An 18,469-nucleotide genomic window follows, 5' to 3' on the forward strand; every position below is an offset into this window, starting at 1 on the left:
GCTGCTTTGGTATCCAGTTGATTCCCCGTCATATATGGGGCTTTTGCCCGTTTGCATATCTGTGCTTTATATCAGAATACCGTCACAGTGATCCACTTCGTGCTGGACAATCTGTGCCTCAAAGCCATCCATCACCCCGGTATGCTGTTTCATATTCACATCCTGCCATGAGAGGCGGATGCTCTGATAACGTTTTGTTTTTCTCGTTCCTGCCAGGGAAAGGCAGCCTTCTTCTGCTTCATATTCTCCGGATTTGCTCAGGATCTTCGGATTCATCATGGTGATGATCATCGGTCCTTTTACAATGGCAATAATTCTCTTCCTCTGCCCGATCATATTGGCAGCCATACCGACGCACCGGTCCAGGTTGGCCCGCAAAGTATCAGCGAGGTCCCGGGCAATATGCACATCCTCTGCGGTTGCTTCCTCAGATTTCTGGCCCAGGAAAATCGGATCATGATTGATTTCGCAGATCATCTGTTATTCTCTCCTGCTTGTTTTTGCACTGCCGTCCACGGCTCTTTCCGTTTTATATGTCCGCCGGACATATTCCCCGTCATTGTCAATCTCCAGCTGCAGGTCTGCCGGCATGGAGCAGTTCAGGCACAGTCTCACATTCGGCATGTCGCTGAAATCCACAAACCGGATCGACTCATCCCTGGAGACACCGGTTTTCATTTTTCTGTCGATCAGGCGTTCCCGCAGCATTTCCTCATCTGCTCGGATGGATATCGTATAATCGGCGCAGGATCTCAGGTCCCGCCATCCGTCCATGTCCAGCAGCAGGTAGTTTCCTTCCAGGATCACGATATCCCCGTCCACCCGCACAGCGTCTTCCACCGGGTTATGGAGCAGCCGGTCATAGACCGGCCATCCGGTGACCTCCCCGGCTGCCAGGGATTTCACCCGCCGCGTCAGGGATTCCAGGTCAAAAGTCTCCGGCGCCCCTTTGACCTCCACCATCCGGATCTTCTTTCCGTCCCGCTCGGTATCATGGCTCAGCAGGTATTCCTGCCTCCGGTGGAAGCCGTCCATCCCGATGGTCTGGATTTTTCCAATACCTTCTGTTTCTCCTGCCAGCCGGCTCAGGAAGCTGAGCAGCGTGCTCTTGCCGGCTCCGGGCGGAGCGGCCAGCATCACCAGGATCCGCCTGCCGGCTTCCTGCTGCATCGCGGTAAGTTTTCGCAGGAGCGGCAGGAAAATCCCGTTCACCGCGCTTTCGCTGTACCGTGCGGCAACCTCGATGCCATTGATCTTCACTGTGTGGGTAATCATCTTCCCTGCTGCCCCTTCAGTATTTCCATTCCCGGCACCTTACGAAAAGTCAGTTCATCGGTCTCCACATGGCACGGCAGGAACAGGATCTTCACGCCGGCCTTCCGGGCATTCTCCAGCGCTTCGCAGAAGGCCGGGTCTGTTTCCCGGTTCCCACGCACTTCCGTAATCCCGTCCATCTGGATCACAAACGTCAGGATAGGTTGGTATCCCTTTGCGTCGGCCAGTTCCCGCAGGTGCTTTGCGCCCCGTTCCGTCGGTGAGTCCGGGAAATATCCGATTCCGTCCCGTTCCAGGGTGCAGCCCTTAACCTCCATCAGGAACCGTTCATTGCCCCGTTCCATCATATAATCCAGCCGGGACTGCCCATATACATATTCCGGACGGATCACGTCAAAGTGCTGCGTTTCCAGCCATTCCCGGGCGACGGCATTCGGTGCCTGGCTGTCAATATTGACCAGCAGGCCGTTGGATTTCCTCACCGCAATCAGGTCAAATGCGGTCTTCCGGGCCGGGTTTTCCGATCCGCTCAGCCACACTTCCGCACCGGGAAGCAGCAGTTCCCGGCATCGGCCGGTATTCTTCACATGGACCGTTTCCCTGCGGCCTTCAATGTTCACATGGGCAGTAAACCGGTTCGGTCGGTCCACAAACACCGCCGGAATCACATTCCTGTACTTCATATCATTCTTCCGTAAAACTCGTTTGTATAATCGCCTGCAGCCGGAATCACGCTGTCATCCGATCCATTTTTCCAGTCCGCGGTCCGTCCATACCTGGACCTCCACATAGCATTCCGGTCCGTACCGGAAATCGGGATTCCAGTCCTGCGGAAGTCCGTACCGGTCAATCACCGGCAGGATCTCTTCATACGTATAGAGCCGGTTGCGGTATTCCTTCCCGTCCCGGATCTTTCCGCTGAACGTTGGATGGGAATCCCCATAGGTGAAGGACAGCGTTCTCAGGTCCAGGTCATCCGTATCAACGGTGATCCAGGCCGTATGCTCATACCATTTCTCAAAAAATGGACACGCTTCCACCACCATATAGTGCGGTGTTTCGCGCTCGATCAGGCCGCCCTTTTTGATGAATTCTTCCCGCAGGATTCCTTCAAACCGTCTCCTCTTCTGCAGGTAATCCTCCGGCCGTTTTGCCAGGAAGATATCCGGATGATCCGTCCGGATCCGCTGAAGCACTGCCTCTGCATCCCGGTCCGGAAGGTCCGATATGTTCCGGAAAGGGCCGTTGCTCTTTTCGTAATAATGATACAGTTTCAATGCCGGCTCCCTGCTGTCAGATGTTTTTTCAGTCTACCTTGATACCGTCGATTTCCTCGGTCAGCTGGCAGATTTCGTCGATCAGGGAACCGATATAATCGATGGTCGCGTTCAGCGGCGCGTCCGTCGTGATATCGAATCCGGCAATCTTCGCCAGTCCGATCGGATCCTGGGTGGCACCGGCCGTAAGGAAGTTCTTCCAGTCCTTTACAGCGGCTTCGCCTTCCTTTTCGATCCGCAGCAGTTCCTGGGTGGCTACGGTCAGGCCGGCGCTGTAGGTATAGGGGTAGAGTCCCATATAGTAGTGCGGCTGGCGCATCCAGGTCAGTTCCGCACCTTCCGGAAGTTCCACGTCGTTCCCCCAGAACAGTTCCAGGTTCTTCCGGAACAGGTCGCTGAGGATATCCGCGTTCACGCTGCCGCCCTCATCGATGATCCGATACACCTCGCGCTGGTACCAGGCTTCCCGCAGATGCGTCACAAAGTTGTGATAGTAGGTATTGCTCACGACATTGGAGAGTACCCACCGGCGGAACCGTTTGTCCGTGCTGGTTTTGGTCAGGTGGTGGGCCAGCAGCAGCTCGTTCATCGTGGAAGGCGCTTCGACCAGGTAGGTGGAAACCCAGGTGTCATAATAGGACTGTGCCGCATCGGTGTACATCTCCTGTCCGGCATGTCCCAGCTCGTGCGCCAGGGTAAATACGTCCGCCATCCGCTCGTTCCAGTTCAGCAGGATGAAGGAATTCTTCCGGTACTGGCCGGAGCAGAAACCGCCCGTGCTCTTGCCGGTGTTCCGGGCGAAGTCCACCCAGCGTTCCCGGTATGCCCGGTCCACCATCTCCACATAGTCTTCGCCGAGGATTGCCAGGGCATCCCGGATATACTTATGCGATTCCGCAATCGTCACCTTCGGGTCATACTCAGGGTCCACTGCGATCTTGAGGTCGGCAAAGGTCATCCTGTCCAGGTTGTGCTTTTTCTTCAGGAGCCGGGCGTAGCGGCGCATATGCGGTGCCAGGCGCTCGGTAATCACGTCGATCTGGCGGTCATACATTTCCCGCGTAACCTTCTGTTCAAACAGCAGGCTGTCAAACACGTTGTCAAATCCGCGCAGTTCCGCCATGGTTTGCTCCTGGGCCACGCAGGCGTTATACGCGGCGGCCGTGGTGTTTTTGTACTGTGCGATTTTGTCGGAGAAGGCGCGGAAAGCAGCGCGCCGTACCGCGGTATCCGCTTCCAGCTCATAGTTATCCTCAAACAGGGAATAGCCCAGCGGATATTCCTTCCCGTCCACGGTAAAGGGATCAAATTCAATATCCGCAAGCTTCATCGTGTTATAGATGGTATAGGGCACGTCCAGCGTTTTTCCGAGTGCCGCCAGCACTTTTTCGGTTTCCTTGGAGAGCATATGCGCTTTTTTCGCAATCAGGTCCTGCAGGTAAACCCGGCATCCCTTTGCCTTTTCCACCGCGGCCTTCAGCACGTCCTCCGGTGCCAGCAGGATCTCACTGTCCACAAAGGACGTGTCCGTATCCAGGTCGGTCAGCTCATCGCTCACCTTCTCGTCCAGTTCGCGAAGCTTGTTGTCCGTGTAATCGGTTTCCACCGCCAGTCCGGTATAGCTCCAGAGCTTCTGCATGGAAATCCGGATCTGCTCCATCGCGTCCAGGCAGCTGACGATATTCTCCGCGGTATTCAGTTTCCCCGCGTAGGTGTCAACGACGTTCTTCACCGCCGCCTTGGTTTGTTCCAGTGTGTCCCACATCTGCTGTTCGTTTTCAAAAATCAGGGACAGGTCCCATGTCTCCTCCACGGGAACGTCTTTACGTGCTTTCAGTTCCATTCCTTTATCCTCTTTCCCGCCCTTCCGGGCGTTTCATTTGCTGCTGCTTTTCTATATTAACGCCTGCACGGGCTTTCTTCAATCTTTTTTCATATGGTTCAAAAGGAGCTTCTGTCACGGAAAAATACTGCACCCGGTTCGTACTGCCTTTATATTACCCGGAATTCTGCCTGTTTCAACCTGTTCTGTTCCGTGCGCCGCTGTACAGATTCCCGGGTGCCGGGCAACAAAATAAGGTAAGCCAATCCACGAACAGGAGCCTGTATTTCTCTGGTAAAAAGTCATTTTCTATGATATACTGCCTGCAAAGCGAGAATGCCATATGATCAGAGCCGAATAATTGTTCAACGTTCCCTTCCCGGAGAATTTTGATTCGTCTCAAAGGAGGATCTGGATATGCCGAAAATTACATTTATGGGCGCAGGTTCCACCGTGTTCGCAAGGAACGTGCTGGGGGACAGCATGCTCACCCCGGCGCTGGAGGACAGCGTAATCTCCCTGTATGATATCGATCCCCAGCGCCTGAAGGAATCTGAAATGATGCTGACGGCCATCAACAACAACCTGGGCGGCAAAGCTGAAATTGAAGCCTGGTGCGGAGTGGAGAACCGCAGGGCCGCCCTGCGCGGAGCCAATTATGTGGTCAACGCCATTCAGGTGGGATTCTACAAGCCCTGTACCGTCACTGATTTCGAAATCCCCAAAAAATACGGCCTGCGCCAGACCATCGGCGATACCCTGGGGATCGGAGGCATCTTCCGGGCCCTGCGCACGATCCCGGTAATGTTTGATTTTGCCAGGGACATGGAAGAAGTGTGCTCTGACGCCTGGTTCCTCAACTACACCAACCCCATGGCCATGCTGACCGGCGCGATGCAGCGGTTTACCGGCGTCAAAACGGTCGGCCTTTGCCACAGCGTGCAGCACTGCGTCCCGAAGCTGATGGAACGGGTTGGAATGGAATATGACAGCCGGGTGCAGTGGAAGATCGCGGGCATCAACCACCAAGCCTGGCTGCTGGAGGTTACCAAGAACGGAGAGGACCTGTATCCCGAGATCAAGCGTCGCTGCGCGGCCATCACGGAAAAGCACGATGACATGGTCCGGCTCGAAATCATGAAGCGCTTCGGCTATTATGTGACCGAATCCAGCGAACACAGTTCGGAATATATGCCCTATTTCATCAAGGATAAGTATCCGGAGCTGATTGACCGGTTCAACATTCCCCTGGATGAATATCCCCGCCGCTGTGAAAACCAGATCGCCCGCTGGGAAAAGCAGCGAGACGAACTCACCCGCAATCCGAACCTGACCCATACCCGGAGCAATGAGTACGCCAGCCGGATCATGGAAGCGATGGAGATCAATGAACCGTACAAATTCGGCGGCAACGTGCTCAATACCGGTCTGATCACCAACCTGCCCCAGGATGCCTGCGTGGAGGTCGCCTGCTTTGCTGACGCTTCCGGTGTGACTCCCGCCTTTGTGGGTGCCCTGCCCGAGCAGTGCGCTGCCATGAACCGCACCAACATCAACGTCCAGCTGCTTACCATCCTGGCCGCCGTTACGCTGAAAAAGGATTACATCTACCAGGCTGCCATGATGGATCCCCATTGCCAGAGCGAACTGTCCATCGACGATATCGTCGCCATGTGCGATGACCTGATTGAAGCCCACCGGGGTTGGCTGCCGGAATATCACTGATGTTCAGCATAGCGCCATATCCGGGATAAAAAGAAAGCGCAAACGGGAGGCCGTTTCATGAAAAGGCGAATCAGTGTGCAGACAGACGGAATTTTCCAGCCCTGCGGCGTCGATGAAGGCATGCGGCTGATCAGCCGGGCAGGCTTTGACTGCGTGGACCTGGACCTGATTTATATTTCGTCCGGCAGCATCCGCAAGGGAATCATCGAGGGAGAATTTACCCTGCCGGAGGAACAGTTTATGGACGAGGTGATCCGGCCCATCCGCGATGCGGGCCGGAAATACGGCGTTGGTTTCGGGCAGGCGCATGCTCCCTTCCCCTCGTGGGTTCCCCTGGATGAGGAGATGAATGCCCATCTGATGCGGGCCTTCAGGATGTGCCTGGATGCATGCAGTTTCCTGGACTGTCCTTACCTGGTGATCCATCCCGCGTTCACGGATTATAAAAACAGGCTGGATGCTGCCACGGAACACGAGATCAATATCCGGCTCTTTTCTTCCCTGATTCCCGATGCGAAGCGCACAGGCGTAAAGATCCTGCTGGAGAATATGTTTGTCTCCTGGAAAGCAAAGCGCATCGAAGCCATCTGCGCCGACATGGGCGAAGCCTGCGCGTACATCGACGAGCTGAATGCCATCGCCGGGGAGGAAATTTTCGGCTTCTGCTATGACAGCGGTCATGCCGCCCTGCTGGGAAAGAACCAGGAAAAAGCCATTCGTACCCTGGGACACCGGCTCCTTGCCCTGCACCTGCACGACAACGACGGCGTCAGCGACAGCCACCGTTTTCCCTACTACGGAATCACTGACTGGGAAACGGTGCTCCGCGCCCTTCATGAGATCGGCTACAGCGGTACCCTCAATTTTGAAACCTTCAACGAAATGGACTCCCACGACCCTGCTCTCATTCCGAAGCTGCTGGAACTGCTGGGAGAAACCGGGCGCCTGTTCGCGTCCAGGATGGACGGTGAAGATTCTTCTGCCGGATAACACAAAGCGGCGGGAAATGAACACATTTCCCGCCGCTTCGTATATGGGGCAGATCCGGATCAGAAGTTTTACGCGAACCCGCGGAACACCCGGATATGGCGCAGCGCGTTTTCCCTTCATTCCGTTCGTCATCGCGGTGTTCAGCTCAAAATTGCTGTGTTTTCCCTCAGCAACCAGGTATTCCTGGGCGAACCGGGTCACATTGTTGAAGCTGGCCGTGAGGAAGTTCTTCCAATCCTTTACAGCGGTTTCGCCTTCCTTTTCGATCCGCAGCAGTTCCTTGGTGGCTACGGTCAGGCCGGCACTGTAGGTATTTAACGCCTGCACGGGCTTTCTTCAATCTTTTTTCATATGGTTCGAAGGGAGCTTCTTTCACAAAAAAATACTGCATCCGGTTCGGATGCAGTATTTTCAATTGTGCCTTGTTTTACGGCTGGACCGCTTCCAGTACGCCGTAGAAGGCGGGCTTCGGATTCCGGTTGTTGTCAAACAGCAGCGCGTACTGGCCGGTCCGCCAACTCATGTCGTCCGTCAGGCCCCACACCTGCACCGCTTCCGTCTGGTCCGCATACTGCAGCATCAGCTGCATGATCTCCTTGAATCTCGCCTTCTGCTGCATGAGGCCGCTTTCCGACATGCTTGCGCCAATGTCCAGCTCGCTCACGCGCAGCTTCAGCCCGAGGTCGGCGATCTGGCTCACCGCGTTGGAAATCTGCTCGATGGACGGATCATTGTTGCTGTAGTGCATCTGGAATCCGTAACCGTCAATGTTGCCTTCCTCCATCAGTTGCTTCAGCAGCTTCGTGATTCCGGCCAGCTTCGCGGGAACAGGCGTGTTGTAATCGTTGTAGTACAGCAGTACGCCCTCCGGGGCATACTTCCGGGCAAATTCAAACGCGCGCAGCACATGGTCTTCGCCGATGGTCCGGGTCCAGGGGGATGTTTTCCGCAGCCAGTTGGTCCCGTCGTCAATTGCCTCGTTCACCACGTCCCAGCTCACAATCACACCCGGATACATCTCTTCGGTCTTTGTCAGAACTTCCCGGATGTAGTTTTCCAGCCGGCCGAGCATCACCTCGCGGCTGACCTGCGGCTTGCTCCGGTCGTATCCTTCATGGAAGAATTCCTCCGGCGTCTGGCTGTGCCATACCAGCACATGGCCGTGTACCTTCATCCCGTTCGCTTTGGCAAAGCTCAGCACGCCCTTCGCCGAGTCAAAATGGACGGCAACAGATGTCTCATCACCCGTATTCCGCACCAGGCTCTTGCTGGCCTGCACGTCCAGCACGAAATCCGGCTTCAGCTCGTTTTCCGGCGTCAGGATGCTGAACTGCGTCTGCATCAGCGCCTTCAGCTTCGCATCCATAAACGCGCGCTGCGGCACCGCCACACCAAAGTCGAACTTTCCTTCATACGCTTCCCGGATGCTGGGCATGTCCTCGATAGCTACCGCCGGGATTTCCATCGGAGGTTCTGCGGGCTTCGGCTTCGGAATGCCGTTCGGAGCGTCCACAATGAAGTTTTTGATTTCAAAGCTCAGCTGCGGCGCGCCTGTCGTTTCGACGTACAGCACGCTGCGGTCGTAGTCTCCGGCTGTATAGGTACCCTCGATCTTTGTCCACTCGCCTTTCTTTACGGTGCCGCGGGCCGGGTTCTCATATGTCTCATTCCCATCCTTTGAGTGTGCGACAGAAATCATGAACGCGGCGCTGTCCACCTCGTTCTGGTACACTTCCACGCTCAGCTTGTACAGGCAGCCATCTACCAGCACGAAATCCCGGCCGGGAGAATGCCAGTCGCTGGTTCTTCCCTCCGTCCGCAGGGTTCCCTCTGTGGTCCGGTATATGGCCTGGGCTCCGCGGGCATACCATCCGTCCGTTCCCGCGGTGAATTTGGAAGAATAATACTGAACTGCCATTGCCGGACCGATACATGCGGTCAGCATCACCAGTACCAGCAGCGCAATCACAAGTTTCTTCATTTTGTTTTGTCCTTTCCCCGGGCTTTCCCGGTTCATACTGACATCATTTTACCCGGAACAGCATCCGATTTCAACCCGCTCTTCCCCGGCCGCCGCCTGTTTTCCTCACAGCACCTTTGCCTTCTTCGGCTTGTCCGAACGGTACCTCACGTGCACGGTGTCCCCCACTTTGGGCACCGGATGCCCCGCATTGATCCAGACCAGCTTGCTGTATTCAGTCCCGTCCACGGAATACTTCACCTTCGCGATATGCGGAAATGTCGCACCGTCCAGCGGTCCCATCCGCAGCATCTTCGTATTGACCTTCAGCCACCATTGTTTTTTGACGGAAACGACCGTTCCTTCTGTCTGCTTATCCATATAAACCTCCTTAAAAGTAAAACAGTTCTTCAAATTTACGGTCCAGGGCGATGCATAGAATCAGGGCCAGTTTCGCGGTGGGATTGAACTGCCCCGTCTCAATGGAGCTGATTGTATTGCGGGATACTCCCACCAGGTCCGCCAGCTGCTGCTGGGACAGCCCTTTCTCAGCGCGCCGTTCTTTGATGTTGTTTTTCAGTATCAGCTTCTCGTTCACTTTACCGCATCCCACTCTTTGTCACGATCAACGCAATGCAGAAGCCGATGGAAGCAGCCGCTGTCACAATCCCCCAGAACAGATTGCGCCGGTTCCCCAGCTTCCTGAACATCACGAAATTGCCGGCGGCGTACATGGCGAAATACACCATCCATCCGGCAAAGCTGATTTCAGGAAGCTTCAGGATGAACTTCCCGATGAACGCCAGCGCCACACATACAAGCCCTCCGGCCAGCATGCCGGCTTTCGCCGCTGTGCTCGTTGCCGCCATTTCGTATTCATCCCGCCGGCCTTCGTTCTCCTCGCGGCTCATCTTCAGGATTTCCTCTTTATTCATGCCATCCTCCTTTGCCAAGTTTTCTTGGCATGTCTGATTATATATTTGCCAAGTATACTTGTCAACATCTTTTTTGCCGGATTGGCCGTTTTTAAACCAGGTTTCCCGGGGGAAAAAGAAGCGGCAAAAATATACCTGAAAAAACCCCGGGGATATGCTATCATTGAAACCGAAAAGCCTGATTGGCTTTCTGAAAAATACTCAATGATCTGAACGAATGACAAATCGAAATCCGGGGAAGTGTTTATGATAGCAAGATTAGGGATGCATGTACAAATTCAACAAGGGAGGTGTTCTTATTTCGGCTTATCAAAGAATGATTTGGTTTCACAATAGAGTTGTGGAGAACGCATATCCGAATGCCGGAACTCTGGCGGAACAATTTGAGATTTCTAACAGGCAGGCACAGCGGGATATTGAATATATGAGGGATTCCATGAACGCGCCGCTTCTGTATTGTGCGCGGAAACGAGGATATCGGTATGAGAAAGAGTATGTGTTGCCGAGTTTCTTTCTGTCGGAAAGTGAGAAGGAGACAGTACGGCTGCTGGCAAAGCAGAGTAAGGAATTAAGTTCCTTTGGGTACGGAAAGTATGAGGGACAGGCTGAGATTTTGTCTAAGATATCTGCAGAGCCGGGAAATGTCGAGGATGAAAGCGCCATGACAAGAGAACCGTACTTTGCGGAAATTGAGATGCTGGGCGGAAGAGCATCGGCAGCACCGCTGGAATATTTTCTTTGTGGGAAGGCGGAAGGTCACACCTATACCTATGCGTTTTTCGATCCGGATGTTTTTTATCAGCGTATTGATTGCCGGCGGTTTGGATTTTCGTATTATAAAACCAAATTGGTTAAGAGAGTATATGAAAGAAAGGCTTTCCGGAATTTTAAAATTGCTATGACATTATATGTCATACCTCCTGTGGGATAATAGGGTCAGAAAGAAAAAGGAGGGGTTTGCTATGGCAAAAAAGAAGCTGGACATTGAGGTGTTTTCTGCGTGGAACACTTATGCGGTCAGTATGATGAGTGTACTGGAGCACTGTGGAATGTGGAATAAGGAGTACACTTTTCAGAGGTTCTTAAATGTAACGGGCATTGCATCGCAGTTTTGTGTGGATGAAAATTGCAGTGCGCTGCCGATTACGGATTATGACTGGATGGAGGAACATGCTCGTTTTACGGAGCGAATCGGTGTACGGACGAAGAAGTACTATGCCGCACCGGGTGCAGAGGAGTATTCCGTAAAGCAGAAGGAAGCGATTACGGCAATCAAAAAAAGTATCGAGGATGGCAAAGCCTGCGTAGTATGGGGCATCGATACAGGTGAGTTTGGCGTGATTTACGGTTACGACGATGAGGACAAGGTGTTCTTTTCGAAAGGAATCGGGAGTCGGAATGTGAATGCCAGCATGCCGGTTTTATACAATAATCTGGGGAAAACCTTTGAATGGGCCCCGGTGTTATATTGCGAAATTCCGGAAGCCGCACAAGAGGCAGATTGGAATCAGGCTTATGCGGAGGCGCTTCGTCTGTATGTACAGGGGATGAAAGCAATCTGTGATAATGGACGATCATACGGTTTGGCAGTGTATGAAACAATTGTGAAAGCAATACGGGAGGATCGATTGGATTCCTTTGGTTTTAAGTATTGCATCGGGATTTTTTATGAAAGAAAGGAAGCATTATTACTGTATCTGGAGGAGCAGCAAAAGGGTCAGACGAATGAATTACTGGAGAAGCTGACAGAGTCGTTCCGGACGACAGTTGAGTTATACCGCAGGTTAATGTTTGAGATACTCGGCGGAGGAACCGAAGGATGGAATTCCCTGTTTGAACCGGTGGATAAGACGTGTTATCCGGAGATTGTTCATGTGCTGGAAGAGTTAAAAGCAAGTGAGGAACGGAACGTGGAGCTTGCGGAGCATGTGGCAGACAGGATATAAAACAAAACAGTAAGTACTTGAAATTATGCGGAAATGCTTGGATGCCTGATGGTAACATGCGAGATCCCCGTAGGAGACCAATCGTATTACGGCTGGCTTATATCCGTGGATGATTTGTCTTTTGATCCACGGCTTATGCTTCCATCAATATGGACGGAAGGATAATGGTCCCTTAATGAAAAGCAAAATCGGAAGATATATTTTGATGTTCCGTTTCATTGGAGGCAGAGATGAAAGACTTCAATTCGTATTTTGAATCGATTCCTGAGTTGGAAACAGAGCGGTTGCGATTAACTGCATTTACAAGAGAAGATATGGACGCTTATTTTGACATATTGCGAGATCCTAAAGTACAAGAATATCTTGGAGGAGGAGTTCCGGTTTTTGACAAAGAGCCGCATATCAGCAATTGGCTGAGGAATATAAACGATCGGCTGTTGAAAAGGAAGATTGTTTTTACCTGGTGTATAAGGGACAAAGAAAGCAATCGGGTGGTTGGTCGTATTGATTTGGGAGGCTTTGTAAAGAAAACAGCAGCTGAGATTTCGTATCACCTATCAAGTGATTTTTGGGGCCGTGAGATTGCCACAGAGGCCGTAGAAAGGGTGACCAGGTTCGGCTTGGATGAGCTGGGACTTGCGAGAATACAAGGCCTTGTCAGGATAGAGAATCAAGCATCAATTCGCGTATTGGAAAAGAATGGATATCTCAGGGAAGGCTTGCTGCATCATTATCCTTTCGGGCGTGAATTTCATGATGTGGTGATGCTTGCAATCGTCAGATGAATTCCAGTTTTTCGGAGTTTGAGAAAAAATCCGATGAAATTACCGCCACTGGCGGTCATCGGATTCTTTCCCCCGTCGATGTGAACGATGTGCTCTGCCCAGGCGTACGAGTTGTCAAACGAATCCAGATGAGTGGACACTCTTCCGTAGCCCTTGAAATATGGGCTTTTTTCATTTTTGGGGGTGTTCACCGGAGGGGTGTTCAAAGGGGTGTTCACGAAGATGAACACGGGGGTGTTCAAGGGTGTTCAGGGGGGGGTCATGCACTGGATCCATTCAGATGATCTGCAGACCGTCCGCATGATTCTTCGCTCGCATCGGACGTTGACCGTCCGTAATACGGCGAATCACCATAATACCGGTCTTTCAGAGTACAGCCAGACCAATATCTGCGAAAATAGTAATAATCATCGCAGTACCGGTTATAGTGATAATCATAGACAGTTCTCTTTTCAAAAAGCCGGAATCCGCTCTTCTCCGCTGTTCTGCGGGATGCCGGATTGTCTGTGTCCATGACCACAGTCAGATAATCAACTCCGTGTGCCCGGCAGAAATCCTCAGCAAATGCCTCTGCAGCTTCGGATGCATAACCCTTTCCGGTATAGGTGCCGATCATCATCCAACCAAGGTCATACTCATGGAGCATATTCTGCTTGCAGAAAGAAAGAGCCCCCATGACTTCGCCGGTTCCCTTGTTTTCAATGGCATAGCATCGCCATGCATCAGTGTCGCCGTCTTCCTCAATCTTTCGGAAGGCGCGGATATACCCCTGCATATCAGCTGGTCCTGCATCAACATCCAGAAAATCCGGGCAGAATTCCATCACCTGTGGATCAGTTTTGATCCTGTACAGCGCCTCAGTCTCTTCCTCACGGAACGTACGGACGATCAACCTTGCCGTCTCAATCATCATTATTTTCACTCCGCGCCTTTTTCGCGGTCGTATTTCCCGGAAAAGGCTTCAATATATTTCATAGCAAAGGACTTCAGATCACAGTTAGAATCCACCAGAGACGCTTCCTCTCCATGGAGCCATGAAACAATGTCGTTCAGCCCCCATGTTGTAAAAACCTCAATACCGTTTTGTTTTGCGACCTCCGGGAAACTGGTGAAAATAGATTCCTGAATCATTTTCGTACTGTGGTTGCTTACGTCAAATTCCGTAATCTGCAGTTCCACGCCCAGGCGTTTGCAATGGTCGAACATTTCCTCTATATATTGCCGGGTTTCATTTTCAGATCCCCAGAAATGGCACTGCATTCCGAATCCGTCGATCAGCCTGACTCCGTGTTCCTGCTCATACGCTTTGATCCGGCTAATCACTTTTTTGAAAATGATATGTTTTTCCCTGTTTCCCTCATTGTTATCATTATAGAACAGCTTGATCTGATCCCCAAACACTTCCCGAGCCAGGCGGAAGATCTCAACATAATAGTCCTTTCCTAACAATTTATACCAGTCGTCAATTCGGACGCCCTCGTCATCCACATCATATACGGGCTTTCCTTCTTCCCGGAGGATTCTGATTTCATCAGGATCTGCCGCAATCTCATTGATCAGTTCCACACTGTACGCGTCCGGGTACCGCTCCTTCAGACACTGCATATAGGTTTTGATAAACAAAAACGTCAGCCTTTTCCTGTCTTCTGCGTTTCTGCTTTCCAGATATTCCGTTAACTGCCTGGGAACATGCCAGTACCAGATAATCGTATGAATCCTGATATTCAGACCTTTTTCCTGCGCAAACGCATAGACCTTGTCAGCATATGAAAAGTTGAAAAGATGCGTATTGACTTTATCATCGATAAACGCCGGCTGATCCTGATTGAAGTAGATCTCCATCTTCATTTCGTTCTCAGGCGTCACGCTGTCCAGGTACCGGTCAATAAACCGGATGATCTTCTCCATCCTGATATAGTCCAGCTGACGGTAATAGGATGCATCCGGCGGATTTTCAGCAGCCAGATATCTGTCCCTCTTTTCTGCGAAATCATCCTCGTCGCTGGATTTCCAGATCCCGATCAGATCAACGGTCAGATAACTGATGCCGCTTCCGAACATTTTCATATCATGGTACCTCTTTTCCCATGGCTGACAGTGTAATCTTTTTATAACTGTTGGTTTTGTCATCCGGATGTGGCTCCAGGCCGATGATCGTGATGCTGCCTTTATCCGGGCCATAGCACCAGAAGATCCTGCCGGCTTTCGGCGTATCGTTCTCCAGATAGGATTCCCAGACCCTTTGGCCATACCGGGCCGTCAGTGAGGTAATCTCATGCGAGTGGAGCCCGGGATGCCTGGGATTTCCGGATAACAGCGCCATCGTTTTTCCCATTTGCCTGCGCAGTTTTTCTTCTGCTTTCGTGGCGGAACCATTCTGATGCCTGTTTTCCAGCCTGTTCCACAGTTCTTCCATTTCAGGAATACCAAGATGAATCTCAAACATCTTTTACTCCTCAAATTCGGACAGATCAAGGGCGGGTGAAACTTTCCCCTTTTTCATGTTGTCAACAGAGCTGTCCATCATCTTCAGCGTATTGGCGGATACTTCAAAAGGAGTTGTCAGTACCCGCGGCTCCAACACGATCCTCTGATCCGGAAGCACGGAAACATGATAGTACTCATATCCGGCTTCCCTCAGGGTCAGCCTCTTTTTTGAATCCAGCTTGGCGTCATATTCCCGGATTGCTGATTCCATACTTATTCCTCCACAAATAATGTTGTGGGATATCCCACCCAATAATACAGAAAAAAGTGCCGTTTGTCAATTGACAGGCAATGAAGCCATAGCTTAAAACTGATTCTGATGATGGAACAGAATGCCGGCTTCTTTGGGAAATCATTACAGTATCATAAAGAGAAGACTTTCGGTTATGCCGGTAACGCAACCATCAGAAATCAGCTTTGTTGCAGACTCGACCAATACGTCCTGCCGACTGAACCATGCCACCGTGTATATAAATTATGATGGCTATGCCGCTGGCGTTCTTCTGTTGATGAATGCCAGCGGCGAAAATTTTCTGCCAAAAATACAGAGGATATGTTAAAATTGGGATCGGTAGCCAATATGGGCTTGCCAAAATATCTTTTGAGATAAACGACTATCGACAAACCGGGATTTGCGAAGGTGAACATGATGCTGGCAATACTTAAAACGAGATTTTCAGAGCATAAGGAACTGCATCCGGATTTGGAATGGTCCGAGGTGGAGCGTCGGCTACGCGAGGTTCCCGCTGCCATCGCGGTTTTGCAAAGGATGGAAGAAAGCGGCGGTGAGCCGGACACCATCGGCTATGACGCAGAGACAGGAAAACTCATTTTCTGTGACTGCGCAAAGGAATCGCCCGCCGGGCGCAGAAGCCTGTGTTATGACGAAAAGGCTTTGCAAGGGCGCGCCAAAAATCCGCCGTCCGGTAGCGCCGAACGAAAAGCGAAAGAGATCGGCGTTTCGATGATGACGGAGGAACTCTATCGCAGACTGCAGAGTCTTGGTTCATTTGATCTAAAAACGTCAAGCTGGATCGCTACGCCGGATGATATCCGCGGCCAAGGCGGTGCGCTGTTCTGCGAACGGCGCTACAATACTGTGTTCACTTTTCACAACGGGGCAGATTCCTACTATTCAGTGCGTGGATTCAGAGGGTATCTTCTTATCTGAATACCGGACAGGAAGGGGAAATCAGAATCATGGACCCTGTCTTGGCTTACGGGCGGCTATCCGGAGAGAGTATCCGATCTGGCTGATGTTTGTTTTACAGGCTTGCAAATCGGGATTTGGCTTTTGCAATCATCGATTTGCTGTTACGGAACGCAATATCAAGTTATGGGTGGAAAGGCAAATATGGAAGACTGTGTGTTTTGCAAAATAGGTTCCGGCGAGATACAGGGACTCAGGATCTGTGAAGATGACGAGGCTCTCGCATTCATGGACATCTCGAATGATTATGACGGACATATTCTTGTTATACCCAAGAAGCACTATCGATATGTGACCGATTGTCCCGAGAATGTGGCTTGTAAGGTTTGGTTCATGGCACAGAAGGTCAGTAAACACCTGATTGAAGACTGCGGTTACGACGGAGCCGACATCATGTCAGCCAACAGTCCCGTGAGCCAATCACTCCCTCATTTTCATGTACACATAATCCCGAGAAAAATCGGGGATCGACTGGGCAATCCAGGAGAATGGCCTACGCCAACAGGGGCTAAGGAAGATGTGCGCGTTATGCATGAAAGGCTGAAAATGATCTGATATATTCAAGGATGACTGGAAAGAAAAGCATTTTCTTCCCTGTTCATTTCCCTTTGAATGACAAATTCCCGTTTATCAGGATACCTTGGCACGCAAAATCGGAAGTTATACGGGCTAACGGTCATTGGTTGATGTGAACGAGTCGCCTACAAGGGTACGCAGTTTTCAGGTGATCTGCGTACCCTTTTGCGTACCCCTCTGACAAAAAAAGTGCGTACTCCTGGCTTCGAAAAGTGCGTACCCTTGAGGGGTACGCAAAAAATCCGGTAGGCGTTGATCTTGAACGCCTACCGGATGTGTGGTGGTGACAGTTGGACTCGAACCAACGACCCCATCGATGTGAACGATGTGCTCCGCCCAGGCGTACGAGTTGTCAAACGAATCCAGATGAGTGGACACTCTTCTGTAGCCCTTGAAATATGGGCTTTTTTCATTTTTTTGGGGTGTTCACCGGAGGGGTGTTCAGGGGTGTTCAAAGGGGTGTTCACGAAGATGAACACGGGGGTGTTCAAGGGTGTTCAGGGGGTGTTTACGATCAGAGGTGTTCATTCTTCTTTGTCTTGTCAAGGGCATTCTCAACAGACTTGAATTTGGCGACGTATCAAAACGCCTTTCATATACTGCGTTTCATTATGGGTTTTATATACTTCCATTTTTTCCTCTTCTGTACAGCCAATCAGTATCTTGATCTCAGAGTCTCGCTTCATCAAATCGACAATGCACATGATGGCATCAACTGTTTTCTTACCGCTGCCGACCCATACGTCAATTCCTGCTCCATCCATAGAGGAAGTATCTCTCAGGTAACCGTAGTCAACGCGATATATGAAATCCGGAAATCTTGGATGGGCAGATCCTTTTGGTCTGTCGATTACAATTTCGGATGTGTTCACCAACTCATCTAACGCATTCCAAAAATCCTCATTATAATCATTCACCTTGTTTTCCTCCGCGAAAATCCGAATTATCGATAATCATATAACTCAAAAGATAATGTCTGAATGAGATTCCCATTATCGTCTTCCTAAAAACAGAAATTGTTTTCTTTACTTCCGGATAAACTTCCCGTCCGTTCCGAGATCTTCCGATATGTATCTTTCCGCATGCATGTGGAGATCGTATTTCTCCCTCAGCGCGGCGATCGCGGCCATCATGGGCGTCGCGTGGTGGATATCAATTGCGGCTTGGTCGGTCCAGGAATCCACCAGCAGGATTGTGTCCGGGTCATTCACAGGCTGGAAATACTCGTACCGTAGATTGCCCGGCTCCTGCCGGATCTGCGCCGCGGTGCCGGACGCTTCCATTTCTTCCGCAAAGGCTTTGGCTGCCCCGGGTTTTCCCGTATAGTAAAGGTTCAGTGTAATCATATTTCCCTCCGGATTCAGGTCGGCGCGGAGCCTGCTGTTCAGTTTCCTCTGTATTCACATTCTTGTTTCTTTTATTGTAACTGATTCCGGGCAGATGATCAATGACCCGCGGGATTTCCCCGCGGGTCATTGTTT

22 protein-coding genes are annotated in these 18,469 nt (G+C 51.3%); 7 read left to right on the forward strand and 15 right to left on the reverse strand.

The genetic code is table 11. The annotated features are described in order from the left end of the window. Window positions 1-66: 66 nt before the first annotated feature. Genes JNO48_04255 through pepF form a run of 5 tightly spaced genes read right to left on the reverse strand, consistent with a single transcriptional unit; the run spans window position 67 to window position 4,395 of the window. Window positions 67-477, reverse strand: a complete 411-nt coding sequence (locus JNO48_04255) for a peptide deformylase (protein ID QTE69119.1) — start codon at window positions 475-477, stop codon at window positions 67-69. 3 nt (window positions 478-480) lie between these two features. Then, entirely contained in the window at window positions 481-1,272 is a 792-nt protein-coding gene (locus JNO48_04260; protein QTE69677.1) for a nucleoside/nucleotide kinase family protein, read from the reverse strand. Beyond that, window positions 1,272-1,958 carry a DNA/RNA nuclease SfsA gene (gene sfsA, locus JNO48_04265; GenBank protein ID QTE69120.1) on the reverse strand — a complete coding sequence of 229 codons (687 nt, stop codon included), beginning with the start codon at window positions 1,956-1,958 and terminating at the stop codon, window positions 1,272-1,274. The genes JNO48_04260 and sfsA overlap by 1 nt, the downstream gene beginning before the upstream one ends. A 54-nt stretch (window positions 1,959-2,012) precedes the next feature. Beyond that, entirely contained in the window at window positions 2,013-2,552 is a 540-nt protein-coding gene (locus JNO48_04270; GenBank protein QTE69121.1) for a hypothetical protein, read from the reverse strand. Window positions 2,553-2,580: 28 nt separating this feature from the next. Then, complete coding sequence (pepF, locus tag JNO48_04275) at window positions 2,581-4,395, reverse strand: oligoendopeptidase F (protein QTE69122.1); 1,815 nt, start codon at window positions 4,393-4,395, stop codon at window positions 2,581-2,583. A gap of 396 nt (window positions 4,396-4,791) precedes the next feature. On the opposite strand from pepF, the gene JNO48_04280 reads away from it, so the two are divergent. Together JNO48_04280 and JNO48_04285 are read left to right on the forward strand one after the other, a co-directional pair. Continuing rightward, a complete protein-coding gene (locus JNO48_04280; protein QTE69123.1) occupies window positions 4,792-6,099 on the forward strand; it encodes an alpha-glucosidase/alpha-galactosidase in 1,308 nt (435 codons plus the stop codon). A 57-nt stretch (window positions 6,100-6,156) separates the two neighbouring features. After that, window positions 6,157-7,089, forward strand: coding sequence for a sugar phosphate isomerase/epimerase (locus JNO48_04285; GenBank protein QTE69124.1), 933 nt, complete (start codon window positions 6,157-6,159; stop codon window positions 7,087-7,089). Window positions 7,090-7,516: 427 nt separating this feature from the next. Here JNO48_04285 and JNO48_04290 read toward each other — a convergent pair whose 3' ends face one another. From JNO48_04290 to JNO48_04305, 4 genes are all read right to left on the reverse strand, one after another. Next, window positions 7,517-9,070, reverse strand: coding sequence for an endo-1,4-beta-xylanase (locus JNO48_04290; protein ID QTE69125.1), 1,554 nt, complete (start codon window positions 9,068-9,070; stop codon window positions 7,517-7,519). Window positions 9,071-9,175: 105 nt separating this feature from the next. Next, complete coding sequence (locus tag JNO48_04295; GenBank protein ID QTE69126.1) at window positions 9,176-9,430, reverse strand: sugar ABC transporter permease; 255 nt, start codon at window positions 9,428-9,430, stop codon at window positions 9,176-9,178. Between the two features lie 10 nt (window positions 9,431-9,440). Next, window positions 9,441-9,647 (reverse strand): helix-turn-helix transcriptional regulator, encoded by a 207-nt coding sequence (locus JNO48_04300; protein ID QTE69127.1) that lies wholly within the window; start codon window positions 9,645-9,647, stop codon window positions 9,441-9,443. A gap of 1 nt (window position 9,648) precedes the next feature. After that, window positions 9,649-9,984: a hypothetical protein gene (locus tag JNO48_04305; protein ID QTE69128.1), complete on the reverse strand. Its 336-nt coding sequence runs from the start codon at window positions 9,982-9,984 to the stop codon at window positions 9,649-9,651. 268 nt (window positions 9,985-10,252) lie between these two features. On the opposite strand from JNO48_04305, the gene JNO48_04310 reads away from it, so the two are divergent. The 3 genes from JNO48_04310 (at window position 10,253) to JNO48_04320 (ending at window position 12,715) form a co-directional block, all read left to right on the forward strand. Beyond that, the gene (locus JNO48_04310; protein QTE69129.1) at window positions 10,253-10,915 is read left to right on the forward strand and encodes a hypothetical protein; all 663 of its coding nucleotides are present in this window, start codon (window positions 10,253-10,255) and stop codon (window positions 10,913-10,915) included. Window positions 10,916-10,946: 31 nt separating this feature from the next. Beyond that, window positions 10,947-11,930: a hypothetical protein gene (locus tag JNO48_04315; protein QTE69130.1), complete on the forward strand. Its 984-nt coding sequence runs from the start codon at window positions 10,947-10,949 to the stop codon at window positions 11,928-11,930. A gap of 230 nt (window positions 11,931-12,160) precedes the next feature. Continuing rightward, window positions 12,161-12,715 (forward strand): GNAT family N-acetyltransferase, encoded by a 555-nt coding sequence (locus JNO48_04320; GenBank protein ID QTE69131.1) that lies wholly within the window; start codon window positions 12,161-12,163, stop codon window positions 12,713-12,715. A 259-nt stretch (window positions 12,716-12,974) separates the two neighbouring features. Here the strand turns inward: JNO48_04320 and JNO48_04325 are convergent, their stop codons facing one another. Genes JNO48_04325 through JNO48_04340 form a run of 4 tightly spaced genes read right to left on the reverse strand, consistent with a single transcriptional unit; the run spans window position 12,975 to window position 15,413 of the window. Next, entirely contained in the window at window positions 12,975-13,628 is a 654-nt protein-coding gene (locus JNO48_04325; protein QTE69132.1) for a GNAT family N-acetyltransferase, read from the reverse strand. A gap of 5 nt (window positions 13,629-13,633) precedes the next feature. Further along, window positions 13,634-14,782, reverse strand: a complete 1,149-nt coding sequence (locus tag JNO48_04330) for an endo-1,4-beta-xylanase (protein ID QTE69133.1) — start codon at window positions 14,780-14,782, stop codon at window positions 13,634-13,636. A 1-nt stretch (window position 14,783) separates the two neighbouring features. Beyond that, window positions 14,784-15,161, reverse strand: a complete 378-nt coding sequence (locus JNO48_04335; protein ID QTE69134.1) for a hypothetical protein — start codon at window positions 15,159-15,161, stop codon at window positions 14,784-14,786. A gap of 3 nt (window positions 15,162-15,164) precedes the next feature. Next, a complete protein-coding gene (locus JNO48_04340) occupies window positions 15,165-15,413 on the reverse strand; it encodes a hypothetical protein (protein QTE69135.1) in 249 nt (82 codons plus the stop codon). Window positions 15,414-15,851: 438 nt separating this feature from the next. Between JNO48_04340 and JNO48_04345 the strand changes: the two genes are divergently transcribed. Together JNO48_04345 and JNO48_04350 are read left to right on the forward strand one after the other, a co-directional pair. Beyond that, window positions 15,852-16,373 (forward strand): DUF4256 domain-containing protein, encoded by a 522-nt coding sequence (locus JNO48_04345; protein ID QTE69678.1) that lies wholly within the window; start codon window positions 15,852-15,854, stop codon window positions 16,371-16,373. Window positions 16,374-16,556: 183 nt separating this feature from the next. Next, window positions 16,557-16,967, forward strand: a complete 411-nt coding sequence (locus tag JNO48_04350; GenBank protein ID QTE69136.1) for an HIT domain-containing protein — start codon at window positions 16,557-16,559, stop codon at window positions 16,965-16,967. Between the two features lie 575 nt (window positions 16,968-17,542). On the opposite strand, the gene JNO48_04355 is transcribed toward JNO48_04350, so the two are convergent. Continuing rightward, complete coding sequence (locus JNO48_04355; GenBank protein ID QTE69137.1) at window positions 17,543-17,905, reverse strand: inorganic pyrophosphatase; 363 nt, start codon at window positions 17,903-17,905, stop codon at window positions 17,543-17,545. A gap of 108 nt (window positions 17,906-18,013) precedes the next feature. Continuing rightward, window positions 18,014-18,334 carry an antibiotic biosynthesis monooxygenase gene (locus tag JNO48_04360; GenBank protein ID QTE69138.1) on the reverse strand — a complete coding sequence of 107 codons (321 nt, stop codon included), beginning with the start codon at window positions 18,332-18,334 and terminating at the stop codon, window positions 18,014-18,016. Window positions 18,335-18,469 lie beyond the last annotated feature (135 nt).

It is taken from the genome of Clostridiales bacterium, from assembly GCA_017569285.1.
Taxonomy (GTDB): Bacteria; Bacillota; Clostridia; order Christensenellales; family Aristaeellaceae; genus Aristaeella.

What these genes read in the sequence shown, in the direction of transcription:
- JNO48_04255 (QTE69119.1), bottom strand. Translation starts at nt 477, where the DNA reads ATGATCTGCGAAATCAATCATGATCCGATTTTCCTGGGCCAGAAATCT.
- sfsA (QTE69120.1), bottom strand. Translation starts at nt 1,958, where the DNA reads ATGAAGTACAGGAATGTGATTCCGGCGGTGTTTGTGGACCGACCGAAC.
- pepF (QTE69122.1), bottom strand. Translation starts at nt 4,395, where the DNA reads ATGGAACTGAAAGCACGTAAAGACGTTCCCGTGGAGGAGACATGGGAC.
- JNO48_04280 (QTE69123.1), top strand. Translation starts at nt 4,792, where the DNA reads ATGCCGAAAATTACATTTATGGGCGCAGGTTCCACCGTGTTCGCAAGG.
- JNO48_04285 (QTE69124.1), top strand. Translation starts at nt 6,157, where the DNA reads ATGAAAAGGCGAATCAGTGTGCAGACAGACGGAATTTTCCAGCCCTGC.
- JNO48_04290 (QTE69125.1), bottom strand. Translation starts at nt 9,070, where the DNA reads ATGAAGAAACTTGTGATTGCGCTGCTGGTACTGGTGATGCTGACCGCA.
- JNO48_04295 (QTE69126.1), bottom strand. Translation starts at nt 9,430, where the DNA reads ATGGATAAGCAGACAGAAGGAACGGTCGTTTCCGTCAAAAAACAATGG.
- JNO48_04305 (QTE69128.1), bottom strand. Translation starts at nt 9,984, where the DNA reads ATGAATAAAGAGGAAATCCTGAAGATGAGCCGCGAGGAGAACGAAGGC.
- JNO48_04310 (QTE69129.1), top strand. Translation starts at nt 10,253, where the DNA reads ATGTACAAATTCAACAAGGGAGGTGTTCTTATTTCGGCTTATCAAAGA.
- JNO48_04315 (QTE69130.1), top strand. Translation starts at nt 10,947, where the DNA reads ATGGCAAAAAAGAAGCTGGACATTGAGGTGTTTTCTGCGTGGAACACT.
- JNO48_04320 (QTE69131.1), top strand. Translation starts at nt 12,161, where the DNA reads ATGAAAGACTTCAATTCGTATTTTGAATCGATTCCTGAGTTGGAAACA.
- JNO48_04325 (QTE69132.1), bottom strand. Translation starts at nt 13,628, where the DNA reads ATGATGATTGAGACGGCAAGGTTGATCGTCCGTACGTTCCGTGAGGAA.
- JNO48_04330 (QTE69133.1), bottom strand. Translation starts at nt 14,782, where the DNA reads ATGAAAATGTTCGGAAGCGGCATCAGTTATCTGACCGTTGATCTGATC.
- JNO48_04335 (QTE69134.1), bottom strand. Translation starts at nt 15,161, where the DNA reads ATGTTTGAGATTCATCTTGGTATTCCTGAAATGGAAGAACTGTGGAAC.
- JNO48_04340 (QTE69135.1), bottom strand. Translation starts at nt 15,413, where the DNA reads ATGGAATCAGCAATCCGGGAATATGACGCCAAGCTGGATTCAAAAAAG.
- JNO48_04345 (QTE69678.1), top strand. Translation starts at nt 15,852, where the DNA reads ATGCTGGCAATACTTAAAACGAGATTTTCAGAGCATAAGGAACTGCAT.
- JNO48_04350 (QTE69136.1), top strand. Translation starts at nt 16,557, where the DNA reads ATGGAAGACTGTGTGTTTTGCAAAATAGGTTCCGGCGAGATACAGGGA.
- JNO48_04360 (QTE69138.1), bottom strand. Translation starts at nt 18,334, where the DNA reads ATGATTACACTGAACCTTTACTATACGGGAAAACCCGGGGCAGCCAAA.